This window comes from Haloarchaeobius caseinilyticus, assembly GCF_051207395.1.
GTDB lineage: Archaea > Halobacteriota > Halobacteria > Halobacteriales > Natrialbaceae > Haloarchaeobius.
Genome location: NZ_JBPJZC010000001.1, coordinates 544069 through 558088, shown reverse-complemented (window position 1 = coordinate 558088; position 14020 = coordinate 544069). Strand labels below are relative to the sequence as shown.

General features: G+C 57.6%; 13 protein-coding genes. 6 read left to right on the top strand and 7 right to left on the bottom strand.

Features of this window, described 5'->3' with window-relative positions; all coding sequences use genetic code 11:
- Window positions 1-16 precede the first annotated feature (16 nt).
- The 6 genes from ACSC1P_RS03030 to ACSC1P_RS03005 all read left to right on the top strand — a co-directional run bounded on the left by ACSC1P_RS03030 (window position 17) and on the right by ACSC1P_RS03005 (window position 7354).
- Window positions 17-1186, top strand: a complete 1170-nt coding sequence (locus ACSC1P_RS03030; RefSeq protein WP_435358653.1) for a sugar phosphate nucleotidyltransferase — start codon at window positions 17-19, stop codon at window positions 1184-1186.
- Between the two features lie 2 nt (window positions 1187-1188).
- The gene (glmS, locus tag ACSC1P_RS03025; protein ID WP_435358652.1) at window positions 1189-2988 is read left to right on the top strand and encodes a glutamine--fructose-6-phosphate transaminase (isomerizing); all 1800 of its coding nucleotides are present in this window, start codon (window positions 1189-1191) and stop codon (window positions 2986-2988) included.
- Between the two features lie 78 nt (window positions 2989-3066).
- The gene (locus ACSC1P_RS03020; RefSeq protein WP_435358651.1) at window positions 3067-4095 is read left to right on the top strand and encodes an SDR family NAD(P)-dependent oxidoreductase; all 1029 of its coding nucleotides are present in this window, start codon (window positions 3067-3069) and stop codon (window positions 4093-4095) included.
- Window positions 4092-5042, top strand: a complete 951-nt coding sequence (locus tag ACSC1P_RS03015; RefSeq protein ID WP_435358650.1) for an NAD-dependent epimerase/dehydratase family protein — start codon at window positions 4092-4094, stop codon at window positions 5040-5042. The genes ACSC1P_RS03020 and ACSC1P_RS03015 overlap by 4 nt, the downstream gene beginning before the upstream one ends.
- Complete coding sequence (locus ACSC1P_RS03010) at window positions 5039-6229, top strand: DegT/DnrJ/EryC1/StrS family aminotransferase (RefSeq protein ID WP_435358649.1); 1191 nt, start codon at window positions 5039-5041, stop codon at window positions 6227-6229. The genes ACSC1P_RS03015 and ACSC1P_RS03010 overlap by 4 nt, the downstream gene beginning before the upstream one ends.
- 78 nt (window positions 6230-6307) lie before the next feature.
- On the top strand, window positions 6308-7354 hold the full coding sequence (locus ACSC1P_RS03005; protein WP_435358648.1) for an N-acetylneuraminate synthase family protein: 1047 nt from the start codon (window positions 6308-6310) through the stop codon (window positions 7352-7354).
- A gap of 1 nt (window position 7355) precedes the next feature.
- On the opposite strand, the gene ACSC1P_RS03000 is transcribed toward ACSC1P_RS03005, so the two are convergent.
- From ACSC1P_RS03000 to aglG, 7 genes are all read right to left on the bottom strand, one after another.
- Window positions 7356-8036, bottom strand: coding sequence for a methionyl-tRNA formyltransferase (locus ACSC1P_RS03000; RefSeq protein ID WP_435358647.1), 681 nt, complete (start codon window positions 8034-8036; stop codon window positions 7356-7358).
- Window positions 8033-9058 carry a UDP-2,4-diacetamido-2,4,6-trideoxy-beta-L-altropyranose hydrolase gene (gene pseG / locus ACSC1P_RS02995; RefSeq protein ID WP_435358646.1) on the bottom strand — a complete coding sequence of 342 codons (1026 nt, stop codon included), beginning with the start codon at window positions 9056-9058 and terminating at the stop codon, window positions 8033-8035. The genes ACSC1P_RS03000 and pseG overlap by 4 nt, the downstream gene beginning before the upstream one ends.
- Before the next feature lie 176 nt (window positions 9059-9234).
- Complete coding sequence (locus tag ACSC1P_RS02990; protein WP_435358645.1) at window positions 9235-9972, bottom strand: cytidylyltransferase domain-containing protein; 738 nt, start codon at window positions 9970-9972, stop codon at window positions 9235-9237.
- Between the two features lie 177 nt (window positions 9973-10149).
- The gene (locus ACSC1P_RS02985; RefSeq protein ID WP_435358644.1) at window positions 10150-11106 is read right to left on the bottom strand and encodes an alkaline phosphatase family protein; all 957 of its coding nucleotides are present in this window, start codon (window positions 11104-11106) and stop codon (window positions 10150-10152) included.
- A 112-nt stretch (window positions 11107-11218) separates the two neighbouring features.
- Window positions 11219-12226, bottom strand: a complete 1008-nt coding sequence (locus ACSC1P_RS02980; protein WP_435358643.1) for a hypothetical protein — start codon at window positions 12224-12226, stop codon at window positions 11219-11221.
- 4 nt (window positions 12227-12230) lie between these two features.
- Window positions 12231-12971: a glycosyltransferase family 2 protein gene (locus ACSC1P_RS02975; RefSeq protein ID WP_435358642.1), complete on the bottom strand. Its 741-nt coding sequence runs from the start codon at window positions 12969-12971 to the stop codon at window positions 12231-12233.
- A 9-nt stretch (window positions 12972-12980) separates the two neighbouring features.
- Window positions 12981-13916 (bottom strand): glucosyl-dolichyl phosphate glucuronosyltransferase, encoded by a 936-nt coding sequence (aglG, locus tag ACSC1P_RS02970; protein ID WP_435358641.1) that lies wholly within the window; start codon window positions 13914-13916, stop codon window positions 12981-12983.
- Window positions 13917-14020 lie beyond the last annotated feature (104 nt).

Here is a 14020-nt window from a genome sequence, read left to right as displayed (position 1 = left end):
ACAGTAGCCAGAGATAATGAAAGCAGTCATACTCGCCGCTGGCGAAGGTCGGCGGCTGGAACCACTGACGAACAGACGACCGAAACCGATGCTTCCGATCGCCAACAAGCCACTACTTGAGTACGTAGTGGAGGCAGTCGCCGAGGCTGGTATCGAAGAAATCATGCTCGTCGTCGGCTACAAGCGAGAGCGGATACAGACGCACTTCGGCGACGGAGCCGACTGGGGCGTCGACATCGAGTACGCGGTACAGGAGAAGCAACTCGGCACCGGCCACGCCGTCCTGCAGGCCGAGGAGGCTATCGACGGCGGGTTCGTCGTCCTCAACGGCGACCGAATCGTGGAGTCAACAGTCGTCTCGGCGACGCTCGACGTCGACCGACCAACCGACGGGATGACAATGGCCGTCACGCGCTCGAACCAGCCGAGTTCGTACGGCGTCGTGGACGTCGACGGGGAATTCGTCACGGCGCTGACCGAGAAACCACGAGCGACGAGCGTTCCGTCCGGCATCATCAACGCCGGCGTGTACCGCTTCGACGAATCCGTGTTCGATTATATCCGCGCGTGCAAGCGCGACGAAGGCGGTGAACTCGGCATCACTGCTGTCGTCGACCGGTACATTGCGGACAACGGCGTTCGCGCGGTGAGATACCGTGGGCTGTGGCTCGACATCTCCTATCTCTGGGACGTCCCCGGCGTTTCGCGGCGGGTCATCGACCGATTCGACACGCCTCTCTCGGACACTGCGACCGTCGAAGAAAGCGCCGTGGTCGCCGCCGCGACTGCGTTCGGAACCGACGTGCGAATCGGCGCGAACACGACGATTCGGCCCGGGACGACGTTGGGTGACAACGTCACCGTCGGCGCGAACGTCGTCCTCTCGAACGTCGTCGTCTATCCCGACGTGACAATCGGGCCGGGGACCGTCTTGCGCGACTGCGTCGTCGGCGAGAACGCCAGCGTCGGGGCGAACGTCACCGTGGCTGGCCGAAGCGCGTCGATGGTAGTAGACGGGATAGCGTACGACGACGTATCGCTCGGAGCCGTCGTCGGAGACAACGCCCACGTCGGCGACGGCGTCGTCCTCGAAAGCGGGACTGTTCTTGGGGACTCGAGTCTCGTCGACACCGGCACGACTGTTGGCGGTGCTGTTGATTCGAATGTGGAGGTTCGACGAGGGTAACCATGTGTGGCATCATCGGCTATGTTGGCAACGACCACGCTCTGCCCATCGTTGCGACGGGACTGAAAAATCTCGAATACCGAGGGTATGACTCCGTTGGCATCGCCCTGAACGAAAATGGCATCGACGTGTTCAAGAAATCGGGCGAAATCGACGACCTCGACGTACCCGAAACCCATCCGTCAAACTGTGGCATCGGTCACACTAGATGGTCAACGCACGGGAAGCCGACCGACGTGAACGCTCACCCACACACCGACGAGGACGGTGAAGTGGCCGTAGTCCACAACGGTATCATCGACAACTACGAGGCGCTACGGGCGGAACTCGACTCGCACACGTTTACCAGTGAGACCGACACCGAAGTCGTGCCACACCTCGTCGAGGAGTACCTCGCCGACGACCACGACCTGCGGTCGGCCGTCGAGGCGACCATTGCTCGCCTCGACGGGAGTTTCGCCATCGCCGTCACGGCCAGCGGCCACGACGGCTTCGTCGTCGCACGACGGGACAGCCCGCTCGTCGTCGGCCACGGCGACGACGGGGCGTTCGTCGCCAGCGACGTTACCGCGTTTCTTGAACACACCCGCGACGTGTCCTACCTCGAAGACGGGGACGTGGCACACCTCACGACCGATGGCGTCTCCGTGTTTCACGACGGTGAGGGGACCGACCGGGCGGTCCAGACCGTCGAGTGGGAGGCCGAAGCGGCCGAGAAAGGTGGTTACGACCACTATATGCTCAAAGAGATTCACGAGCAACCGCAGGCCCTCCGCCAGACGCTCTCCGGGCGACTCGACACCGTCACCGGCGACGTGGACCTCGAACTGGACTTGCCCGAACAGTATCTCAGCTCCCTGCAGGAGATACAGATTGTCGCCTGTGGCACCTCGAACCACGCCGGCCGCTACGCGGCCCGCCTGTTCGAACAGTTCGCGGACGTTCGGACCACCGTCGAAACCGCGAGCGAGTACGAGTTCAGCGGCGGCCGCGACCCGTGGCGGACGCTCGTCGTTGCCGTCACCCAGAGCGGCGAGACGGCCGACACGCTCTCCGCGATGCGTCGGGCCGCCAGCGCCGGTGCGAGGACATTGGCCATCACAAACATGGTCGGCTCCACCGCAGCCCGTGATGCGGACCATGTGGTGTACATCCGGGCCGGGCCGGAGATCGGCGTCGCCGCGACCAAGACGTTCGCCGCACAGGTTGCGACGCTGACCATGGTGTCGGTGTATCTCGGCCGCCAGCGTGGCACCCTCTCGGGCGACAGGGCGAGTTCGCTGCTCTCGAATCTCAGGGAACTGCCGGGTGCGGTCCAGCAGGTCCTCGACGACGAAGAACGGACACGCGACGTCGCTGCCGAGTTCGTCGACAGCGACGCGTTCTTCTTCATCGGCCGCAAACTCGGCTGGCCCGTCTCGCTCGAAGGCGCACTTAAACTCAAGGAGATATCCTACATCCACGCCGAAGGCTTCGCCGCCGGCGAGTTGAAACACGGGACGCTCGCGCTCGTCACCGACCAGACACCCGTCGTCGCCGTGTTGACCGACGGAGCGGCCCCGCGAAAGAGCCTCAACAACGTCAAAGAAGTCGAATCCCGTGACGCCCCCGTCGTCGGCGTCTCCTCGCTCGACGACACCACGAAGTACCTTGACGTAGAATTCACCGTCCCCGAACTGGGCGTCCTCGAACCGCTAGTGGCCAACGTCTACCTACAGCTTTTCGCCTACCACATCGCCGACGAACTCGGGCGGCCGATAGACAAGCCGCGAAATCTGGCGAAGAGTGTGACGGTGGAATAGTCCTCAACGGTTTCGGAGGGGGACTCGGTTCTGGGTACATCACCAGATTAATCTACTGCTTTCGTCTATTTGCTCTCAATGCTACAGGGCAAAAACGTACTGGTCACCGGAGGCGGAGGCTCCGTGGGGAGAGCACTTATCCCTCGACTTCTCGAAGACAACCTGGCTGTCCTTCGAGTGTTCGACAACAACGAACCGAGTCTCTCTGCGATTCGGGCCGAACACGGTGACGACCGACTCCGGTACCTCGCCGGGGACGTTCGTGACCGTGAGCGACTCGACCGTGCGATGTCGAACATCGACGTCGTCGTCCACACTGCGGCGATGAAACACGTCGACATCTGCGAGTACAACCCATTTGAGGCGGTCCAGACGAACGTCGTCGGGATGCAGAACGTTGTCGACGCCGCCATCGACGCTGACGTAGAGCGGGTCGTGTTCACTAGCAGTGACAAAGCCGTCGATCCGGCCAACACGATGGGGACGACGAAACTCCTCGGCGAGAAACTGATTATCGCGGGGAACAAGCACGCCGGCGAAGCCGATTTGCGACTCTCTTCTGTTCGGTTCGGCAACGTCATCAACTCCTCGCAGTCGGTGATTCCGCTGTTCAAAGAACAGATTAGTGAGGGCGGACCGGTGACACTCACCGACCCGCGAATGGCTCGGTTCTTCCTCACGTTCGACGACGTCGCGGACCTCGTTCGGACGGCCATCGGCAAGACCCAAGGTGGTGAGATATTCGTCCGAAAGATGCCCGCGATTCGTATCGAGGACCTCGCCGAAGCGATGATACAAGAACTCGCACCGGAGTTCGGGTACAGTCCGGAAGACATCGATGTCGAAATTGTCGGTCGGCGACTCGGTGAGACGTTCCACGAGGAAATCGTCACTGAGCGCGAATCGTATCGGACCCACGAGAGCGACCGATACTACGCGGTCCTTCCGGAAACTGCCGACGAACCCGGCCATATCGACCACGACGGACTCGACGGATTCGAAGCGACTGACGACATCGTTCGCTCGTCCGAACCAGCGCAGAAACTCGGTAAAGATGAAATCGTCGACTTCCTCTACGCGAACGACGCTCTGGGGGTGGACAGATGAGTGGAACGGTCGTGGTTACCGGCGCGGCAGGATTTATCGGTCGGTGGGTCGTCTCCGACCTCTTGGACCGCGGGTACACCGTCCGCGGGATGGACGACCTCTCGAACGGCAGTCGGGACAACATCCAGACGTTGGCCGACGACGAATCGTTCTCGTTCGTTGAGGGCGACGTGCGTCACCACGAGGACCTCGAACCGCTGTTCGACGAGACGGTCGAGGCCTGTTTCCACCTCGCAGCGAAGATAGACGTCCACGAGAGCCTCGAGCAACCGGAAGAACACTTCGAGGTGAACGTCGTCGGCACGCAGAACGTCCTCGAACTGTGCCGGGAACACGAGACGCGACTCGGTCTCGTCGGGACTTGCATGGTGTACGACATGGCCGGTGGCGACGCCGGCATCGACGAGGACCATCCGGTCAAGCCCGCCTCGCCGTACGCCGGGTCGAAACTCGCGGGCGAGGACATGGCGGAGGGATATTTCCACGGGTACGACATCCCAATCACGATTCTTCGTCCGTTCAACACCTATGGCCCGTACCAGAAGACGGACATGGCCGGTGGCGTCGTCTCTATCTTCACGAGTCGCGACATCGAAGGCGAGACGCTGAAAATCTTCGGTGACGGCACCCAGACCCGTGACTTGCTCTACTGTACCGACTGTGCCCGCTTCATCATCGACGCGACGTTCAGTGACGCAGTCGTCGGCGAAGTCGTCAATGCGGGAACCGGCCGCGACATCTCGATAAACGACCTCGCGGAATTGGTCGCCTCGGAGGGAACCGACATAGAACACATTGAACACCACCACCCCCAGAGCGAGGTCCAAAAATTGCTCTGTGACCCGTCGAAGGCCAACGAACAACTGGGCTGGGAACCCGAGGTGTCGCTCGAAGAGGGCGTCGACCGACTCCGCGAGTGGCTCCGAAAGAATCCCGACCGACGATGACGACGGACCGTCCCGCACACTACGGCGGTGACCCGGTCCGCGAGGGCGTCCTCGGCTACGGCGGACAGAGCATCACCGACGCCGAGCGAGAAGCGGTCGTCGAGGCACTCGACGGCGACTACATCACGCGTGGCCCGACGGTCGAACGGTTCGAAGAGCGTGTGGCTGACCTCGTCGGCGTCGCCCACGCCGTCGCGGCGACGTCGGGGACCACGGCACTCCACCTCTGTGGGCGGGCTGCCGGATTCGGCGCGGGCGACGAAGTTATCACGACGCCCCTGACGTTCGCTTCGACGGCGCACGTGGCGAGTTATACGGGTGCGACGCCGGTGTTCACGGATGTCGAACCCGAAACGAAGACGCTCGACCCGGACGCGGTTCGTGAGCGCATCACCAAGGACACGGTCGGCCTGGTCCCGATGCACTACGCTGGCCATCCGGCAGACATCGAGGCGTTGCTCGACGTCGCGGACGACCACGACCTGACGGTCATCTGGGACGCCTGTCACGCCATCGGTGGCACGTACCGGGGTGACCCCATCGGCGCACAGCGAGACATGGTCGTGTTCAGTTTCCACCCGGTCAAGAACATCACGACTGCAGAGGGTGGCATGGTCGTCACGGACGACGACCACCTCGCGGAACGGCTTCGGTCACTCCGGTCGTTCGAGATGGACTACGCGCCCGCCGGCCACGAGAACGAACCGTGGTATCAGGTCACCGAGGGACTGGGCTACAACTACAACGTCACCGACCTGCAGGCCGCGCTTGGACTCGCTCAGTTAGACCGTCTCGACGAGTTCAAGGGCAGACGCGACGATATACTGGCGCATTACCGAGAGGCGTTTGCCGATGTCTCCGGTATCGAGATGCCCGTCGTCCACGATGATACCGACCCGATGTTTCACCTATGTGCGGTCGAGATTCACGCCGAGGCGTTCGGTTGTGACCGCCAAGAGTTCGTCAACGCGATGCACGACGAGAATATCGGTGTGCAGGTCCACTATGTCCCGTTGCACCACCACCCGTACTTCCAGGACGAGTTCGGCTACAGCGAGGACGAGTTCCCGGTCACGAACGAGGTGTACTGTCGGTTGGTTTCGCTCCCACTGTTCCCGGAGATGACCGACGAAGACGTCGGCGACGTGGTCCGGGCCGTCCGACGACTGCACGCGTATCACTCGTAGATTCTCGGTCACTCCGCCAGCGGAGTGGCGCGTCTCGCACCGGCGGGTTTTACGTCGTCCGTTCTCTCACCTACTGGCATGAACGACATCGACATCGGTGGCCAGACCGTCGGCCCGGACAGTCCGACGTTCGTCATCGCAGAGGCCGGGTCGAATCACAACGGCGATTTCGAGACGGCGAAGCGACTCGTCGACGCGGCAGCGAACGCTGGTGCAGACGCCGTGAAGTTCCAGACGTTCCGTGCGACGGACCTCTACGTTCGTGACAGTGGCGACGTTGAGTATCTCGACGACGAGCGGTCGATTTACGAGATAATTGAGTCGATGGAGATGCCATACGAGTGGATACCGAAACTCCACGACTACTGTCACGAACGAGATGTCCAGTTCATGTCCACCCCGTTCGACGAGCGGTCGGCCGACGAACTCGCCGAGTACGTGCCGGCGTGGAAAGTCGCCTCCTACACGATGTCGCACCATCCGTTCCTCCGGACGCTCGCCAAGACAGGCAAACCGATAATCATGTCGACGGGAGCGCACGAGCTTGACGAAGTGGCCGAAGCGGTTGACGTACTCCGCGACGCTGGTTGTGACGACCTCGTCTTGCTCCAGTGTGTCGCCGCGTACCCGACACCCCTCGAATCGATTCACGTCGGCGTCGTCGAGACGCTCCAGCGGGAGTTCGAGGTCCTCGCAGGTATCTCCGACCATACGATGGACCCGACTGCGGCACCCGCCGCGACAGTCGCACTCGGTGGCCGAGTCGTCGAGAAGCACTTCACGCTCGATAAGTCGATGGACGGGCCCGACCACGAGTTCGCACTCGAGCCCGACGAACTGGACGAGATGGTCACCGCCATCCGGAACGCCGAAACGGTCGTCGGTTCGGGAACGAAGCAAGTCCTTGACGTAGAGAAAGAACTGCACGACATCGCCCGGCGTGCAATCCACGCACGAACGGACATCTCTGCGGGCACGACGCTGTCGGACGAGACGATTGCGGTGCTTCGTCCCGGACAGCGTGAGAAGGGCTTAGAGCCGAAGTTCTACGACGAGATAGTCGGTCGAACTGCCGCGCAGGACATCGCGGAAGGTGAAGGCATCACGTGGGACGCCATCGAGTGAGTCAGTCCTTGGTGGGTTCGATGTCGACGTCAACGTAATACGACTCGCCGTTGATTTCGATGGTCGCGTTATCGTAAGGTGGAAACGTCAGTGCCCGGAGACGGTCGAGTAACTCCCGAACCGTCGTCGTCTCCTCGGGGTCTAGGTTGCACAACTCGTCGAAGTCGCTGAGCCGATGGTAGGTCCCCTCGTCAGCCGATTGTGCGGTTTGCGAGACGGTGTCGTCCTCGATTTGTGGCCACGTCTCGACGAACAGGTCGTATTGGACATCTTCGAGGCGCTCGTACAGCGTTCTACCGGTGTCGGCGAACGTGGTGTCTACCTCTTCCTGCGCGAGCACGTCGCCGGTGTCGAGGTTCTCGTCCATCTGGTGTATCGTAACTCCTGCTGGCGTCCCATCGACGATGCTCCAGACGTTCGGGTTCGCACCGCGGTTGTACGGTAACAGTGCTGGATGGACGTTGATACAGCCTTCGGACGGGACGCTGAGTGTCGATGGTGGGACGATGTGTCGATAACCGACCGAGACGAGGTAATCCGGTTTGAGACGTTCAACCAGCGACAGTTGCTCTTTCGTCGTCACCAACGCGTGGACTGTGACGCCGTCTTTGTCACAGAGCCACTCGTAGATGCGCATCCCGGCATCATTGACTCCGAGAAACACGACTTCGGTGTCACTCACTGTCGCTCACCCTCCGTCGAGCCAGTGAGTCTGTTGTAGATTCGCTCGACTCCCTTACCATCTACTACTGCACGCCCCTCCCGCTGGCGTCGCTGGCGGAGGACCGAATCTTCGAGTAACGTCTCGACGCCGTCACGAACGGTTGCCATGTCGACTGGTTCGCGGACGACAGTCGCGAGTTGTTGCTGTTCGAGCACCTCACCGATTGACTCCTGATTGTCCGCCTGTACGACGCCGGTGAACGGCGTTCCGAGCGCGAGGAGTTCGTAGACGGTACTGCCACACGCACTGACCGCCACGTCCGCTTCGTACAGCAGCTTCGCCATATCCGACGGGTTCTCGACGACGTTGACCGTCGTCTCGACTTCGTCCGCGGCGGCCCGTATCTCCGAGATGTTCGAGAACCCGGGGCCGACGACGACATCTATCCGCTGGTCGATGCCGGCCAACGCCCTAACGATGGACGGCGTCGAGTTCTTGATGTCAGTCCCACCCATCGTGACGACGATAGATTCGAGGCGCGACGGAGGTGTCGACGCTTGACTCGCACAGCGCCGGACCGACTGCCGAAGCGGGAGATACGACGGTCCGAGACACCACGTCGGTTCGTCGCCTTCCCACTCGTACGATAGGCCGTCTGCGTAGAGATTCCCGTTGACGAGTACGTCGCAGTCGACGGTGAATCGCGTATCGTCCAGTATCACCCCGGCACGTGCAGCGTGACCTCTCGCCGCCGACTGGTGGTCGGTTCCGACCCTGTAGGAGTCGACGAGGCTCACGTCCGGCGACACGGCGTCGAGGGTACGTTCGAACGTGCCCAAGGTCTTATCGGGAAGTTCGACGATGTCGACGGCTGATGGGCAGAGTTCCTCGACGTACTCCGGCGTTTCCGTGGCGTATACCACTCGGTAGCCGTGTTTGAGGAACTCCGCGGCGATAGCACCGGTGCGGACGAGGTGGCCGAGTCCGATTCCCGGCCCACCGTCTGCGCGGACGATGAAGGTTTGTTTGCTCTCATCCATCTCTCTGGAGGTCAACTTAGTGGTGCTATCTTCCTCGAGCAAACTAATAAATGAGACGAACCCGAAACCCTGAACGTTCGGGGTGGTGGAATTCGCTCGCGTCGGTTTGACCAGCTATCCCGGCGGGCGGCGTGGACGACGTCGGAGTGTGAGAACCCTCCGCGTCCACGGGGTCGTCACCGTTCGTTGATTTCGACGAGTTCCGGTTTACGTTCGAGGAGTTCCAGAATCGAAATCTGGTCGTAGAGCCACTCCCCGCTCTCGGTCAACTCCTCGTGGACCTGCCGAACGAACTCCATATCTTCCGGGTAGTCCACCGTCCAGCGCAACACCGCATCTTCGTCCGCGTAACTGTAGGACGAGACGTCGACGACGTTGGTGACGTTCTCCGTTTCGAAGTTCCCAGACTCTCTGATATACAACGTCACGTGCTCACGTTCGTCCGCTGCATCGGCGTCCTCCCACGCAGTCTCTAGGGCGTCGAAATCGAACACCTCGACGTCGAGGCCTTGCGGGTGAGTGTACTCAATGATGTTCGTCACGTAGTCGGCGTCGGATTCGCCATACCGCCTGACGACCCGGTCGATGACCGGTGGGGAGTGTAGCGGACAGTCAGCGGTGACACGGACGACGGTGTCTGCGTCGTATTCGTTGGCCGTCTGGTAGTAGCGGTCGAGTACATCGGATTCGCTCCCGCGATAGCACGGGACCCCGAAGTCCGAACAGAATTCTGCCACGTCGTCGTCCTGTTCGTGTTCCGATGTCGCGACGACGACGTCGTCGAGTGTCGCCGCTCGTCGCGTGCGGGTGACCACGTGCCACAGCATCGGGTGTTCCCCGATATCCATGAGCACCTTGCCGGGGAGCCGTGTCGAACCCATCCTCGCCTGAATAATCGCGACTGTGTTTGACATTTGTATTGTCTACGGGTTCTGGAGTTCTTGGTTGTTATGTGTTGGCTTTGCTGGAGCATTTGTTGTGACCATCTGAACTCCGGTAGCTCGGCCCATTTGTGCTGATTTAATTATATCAAAAATAAGTTGATTTGGTTCTAACTTCTACAGAGTTGGGAGCTCCTCGGGTCCAGTAATCTATATCTTATATCCCAGTTCTCTAAGCCTATCGTCCACACATTCATCTTGTTCAATTATTTCTTCGTTTCCAGAACCCCGCTCAATCGACTTTCTGTCGCTTGAATCTATAATAAACCATGGAACATTGGTCAATTGTTTAGTATATAAGCCGGTCATATGGCCATAATATTTTATTGGCACTACTGGGCCTCTCTCACCCAGCATTTCTCCATGGTCCGCAGATACTACAGTTTTCCCCGTTAACGAATCGACTAATTCTCCAGCGGATTTTATAGCAATTTCGAGGTTCTCTCGATAGGCTCTTTCAAGAATCTCCTCAGATACGTTGATCTCACGTCTTTGCTTATAAGCTAATTTGTGAGGGATATCATCGAAGAATTCGACACCCGTTTCTCCGATATATGGAGAATGTGGCTGGTGGTAGTGAATTACCAACCTTTTGTTCGGGTACCTTTCCGAAAACTCTTTAGCTTTTTCAGTGACTGGTCCAGGCATGTTCCAGCCACCCCGTCCCGATTCGACGAATCGTGTTTGTAATTCATTGTGTTCATATTCTTTCACGGCATGAAGGTCGTGGATTTTGTAACCCTCTTCCTGCATCACCTTCTGGTAAAATGCATTTGCGGTTACAATCACTGTATCTCTCAGGTCTTTCCCTGCGAAGTTTGCACGGACAAACTCATGACTTCCCGCTCCCAAAGAAATGTGATTCCCATACTTTCCTTCTAGAGAACATATGCTGGTAAAAGTATCTGCCCTTGCTGCATCTAAAATGATAAGATTGTCCCAGTCTCGATCAAATATAGACTGCCCCTTTGGGTTGTGACTGGTCTTTCCTCTCGAATAATACTGTTTGTTTATCTTGTTCCCGATTCGCCATGGAAGTTTCATTATCTCATTGACGATCGATCTGTCCTCAACAGTAATTTCCGGACGCTTTTTTGTACCAGTCATTGGCTCTTAATTGATAAATATGTTATTCTCATTATGCCATTTAATCGCTCGTATACTCTTGTCATTACTGGCTTTGAGGTATCGTTACACATAAATACAGGGGGAGAGGATTTTATTCGAAATCGTATTTCGGAATCTTTGGGTGAATTGCTGATGAAGTTGAAGACGTGTACAACTCCACTCCATTCGGACACAGAAGTTTATCATTAAGCTTGTAGAGAACATTCTCAAAGATTGGACGATAGATGGCTGGGTCGTTCGTTCGATGTACCTGACTTTCTTCTCTGTCTGGGTCGGACATGTCGCGCAGTGGAACTCCTTTTCGTTCGTACTTATCGCGCTCCTCCTCGTAAAAATACTTACTGTCATTCATATCGACGCCACAGAGGACGATCTTGTCATACCCCATGTTCATCGCGAGGAAAATCAGGAAACTAATCGACGCTCGTTTTTGTAAGCCACAGCTTATTCTCCCACCCTGGCTAAAATATTCCCTCTTATTAAACCAATGTAACGAACGCGTAAACACTTCGTAGTCCATGTTTTTCCATGGAATTCGAATGCTCTTACAGAGATACGTGTTGTTCAGAAGCGTGTCGGGGATGCGAGTGGGATCACAGTGTGGAAACGTCCGAGCGGTATCTTTCATTATGAACGGTACGTCTGAATAATCGTCCTCCTTGTAATCTAACAGTTGGTAGAACGTTTCACGGTCTGATTCGTACTTAGAAAGCTCATATACGTAGAAAGTAGGGACAAAATCGTGGGTAAGCCAAAAGTTCAATCCAATTGAATCGTTCTCGTTGATTTGGTTCCACTCCCGTTCAGTTAACTCGTTAATACTTGACCCGGAGCCCAAAATAAAAACCGTATCACTAGTTTTGTAATCTAGCAGGTCAACATCGGAGAGTCGGTTCTTGAACCCCGCGTCAAGAAGTTGTCTTATTGCAATCTCCTGGATCAGTCGTCGTGACTGAGCATATATTGGCATTGTGATGGGGAAGGTTCGCCTAGACACCAATTTCTTTGTCAAAAATAACGACCCTTCCCGGAGCAGTTGTAGAACTCCTTGTGTTCGAAGGATACCAACCCCCTCTTTCAGGGTTCCAATCGTACTCATCGTCTTACTCACCTGTACGTACTGTGTTTTCAACCATTGTCTTAGCGATACTAATATTCCGAACTATCCTACCGACACTCTTGACGAAGGTCCCATAGAGGCTCTTCGAGAGATATGACGACGGTCCAAACATTGTTGCCAGTCCGTCTTTCCATGTGGTGTCCTCCCGCTTTGTCCCATAATAAACATCAGCAGGACCGAACCGATACATCTTATTCCAGTAGTCGATTACGCCGTCAGCGTAGCTATGTTCCACGACCATCTCCGGTTCATAATATATGTCAAATTCTTCTAATACTCTGTCTGCTAACTCCGTTTCGTCGTGGCCCCACTGTAGTGCTTCGTCGAAACCTCCAACTTCTGCGAATACATCTTTTCTAAAGGCCATATTGCAGCCAACTATCGTCTCCGTTGATTTCCCCGTAGGTCCCTGATCGTAGTGACCTGGGAACTCTGAAACGACAGTACCAGTGGGATGCACGACTCGTCCTGCGACGACAGCGTGTTGCTCAAGTGCACGAGAGGCAATTTGGAGGTACCCTTCTGCTGGGATGGCATCGTCATCAATGAAAACGATTTTGTTGGCGTTTGCCTCCCGAATTCCGGCGTTTCTGGCGGCACAGATTCCAGGGTCGTCTCTGACAATGATTTCGTAGTCGTCGAACTCTTGCGATTTGAGATGTTGTACACTTGGAATCGAATCCTCGTCCAGCAGAGTAACGACGACAACACTTATTTCGACCATATTTCAGTTTTAATTGTACTCCTTGAGCAAATTCGGCGTCAGTATCGCGTACAGGTATCCGAACCCGACGGCGGCGGTGAACACGAATATAGCGACGAACTGTTTCACCTTCGCCGTCTCAGGGTCTTTCACCAAGTTCGCGATGCGCTCTGGCACATACTTCAGCAGTAAGTCGGCCAGATACTCATTCTTGTCGGCGGAGGCTTCGGGGATGATGTGGTCCATAATCCGCTTCGAGTAGCCCTGCCAGAACGAGCGACCCACCAGCCACCGGAAGTCGCCACGGTAGCCGAGGAGTTTGTGGTTCACGACGGCCTCCTTGTTGTAGATCACGCCACGGCCGTACTCGCGCCGAATCTTCGCGCCGACGGTGCTCTCGTGAGCCTGGATGTGCTTCTCGCCCTTTCGACCGGTGTTCTCGTCGTAGCCGCCGACGTGTAACAACACGTCACGGCGGAACGAGATGTTCGACCCGTACGTGTTTCGCATCTCCTCCATGTGCTCGCCGAACCCCTTCTCGTCACAGCCGACCAGCCAGTAGAACTCGTCCGGGAAGAAGTCGGGTTTCGGAATCTGCCACACCGGTTTGACGTGGCCACCGACGGCGACGGCGTCGGTCGTTTCGTACGTCTCGACCAGCGTCTCTATCCAGTCGGGTTCGGCGACGGCGTCGTCGTCGATCATCGCGACGATGTCGCCGTCGGCCAACTCTGCGCCTTTGGTCCGACTGTAGGAGATGCCGCGATTCTCCTCATTGCAGTGGATGGTGACGTTCTCGACGTCACCGAAGTCTTCGACGGTCCACTCGTGGACCTCCTCGTTCCCGTCGACGACGAGGACGACGTCGAGGTCGTCGTATGTCTGGTTCAGAACACTTTCGACCGCGTCGGAGAAGTATTCGTACCGGTCCGTCGGGTAGGTACAGACGACGACGGAGACGTGCATTACTAGAACCAATCGCGCTATCTCGAATAAGGGTTTTGATACCCCAGCAAAAGGTGTTCATCGATAGACGGATTACACAAGGCTTATTCGTGGCTTCAGACTTT

What these genes read in the sequence shown, in the direction of transcription:
- glmS (WP_435358652.1), top strand. Translation starts at nt 1,189, where the DNA reads ATGTGTGGCATCATCGGCTATGTTGGCAACGACCACGCTCTGCCCATC.
- aglG (WP_435358641.1), bottom strand. Translation starts at nt 13,916, where the DNA reads ATGCACGTCTCCGTCGTCGTCTGTACCTACCCGACGGACCGGTACGAA.
- ACSC1P_RS03005 (WP_435358648.1), top strand. Translation starts at nt 6,308, where the DNA reads ATGAACGACATCGACATCGGTGGCCAGACCGTCGGCCCGGACAGTCCG.
- ACSC1P_RS02985 (WP_435358644.1), bottom strand. Translation starts at nt 11,106, where the DNA reads ATGACTGGTACAAAAAAGCGTCCGGAAATTACTGTTGAGGACAGATCG.
- pseG (WP_435358646.1), bottom strand. Translation starts at nt 9,058, where the DNA reads ATGGATGAGAGCAAACAAACCTTCATCGTCCGCGCAGACGGTGGGCCG.
- ACSC1P_RS02990 (WP_435358645.1), bottom strand. Translation starts at nt 9,972, where the DNA reads ATGTCAAACACAGTCGCGATTATTCAGGCGAGGATGGGTTCGACACGG.
- ACSC1P_RS02975 (WP_435358642.1), bottom strand. Translation starts at nt 12,971, where the DNA reads ATGGTCGAAATAAGTGTTGTCGTCGTTACTCTGCTGGACGAGGATTCG.
- ACSC1P_RS03030 (WP_435358653.1), top strand. Translation starts at nt 17, where the DNA reads ATGAAAGCAGTCATACTCGCCGCTGGCGAAGGTCGGCGGCTGGAACCA.
- ACSC1P_RS03010 (WP_435358649.1), top strand. Translation starts at nt 5,039, where the DNA reads ATGACGACGGACCGTCCCGCACACTACGGCGGTGACCCGGTCCGCGAG.
- ACSC1P_RS03020 (WP_435358651.1), top strand. Translation starts at nt 3,067, where the DNA reads ATGCTACAGGGCAAAAACGTACTGGTCACCGGAGGCGGAGGCTCCGTG.
- ACSC1P_RS02980 (WP_435358643.1), bottom strand. Translation starts at nt 12,226, where the DNA reads ATGAGTACGATTGGAACCCTGAAAGAGGGGGTTGGTATCCTTCGAACA.
- ACSC1P_RS03015 (WP_435358650.1), top strand. Translation starts at nt 4,092, where the DNA reads ATGAGTGGAACGGTCGTGGTTACCGGCGCGGCAGGATTTATCGGTCGG.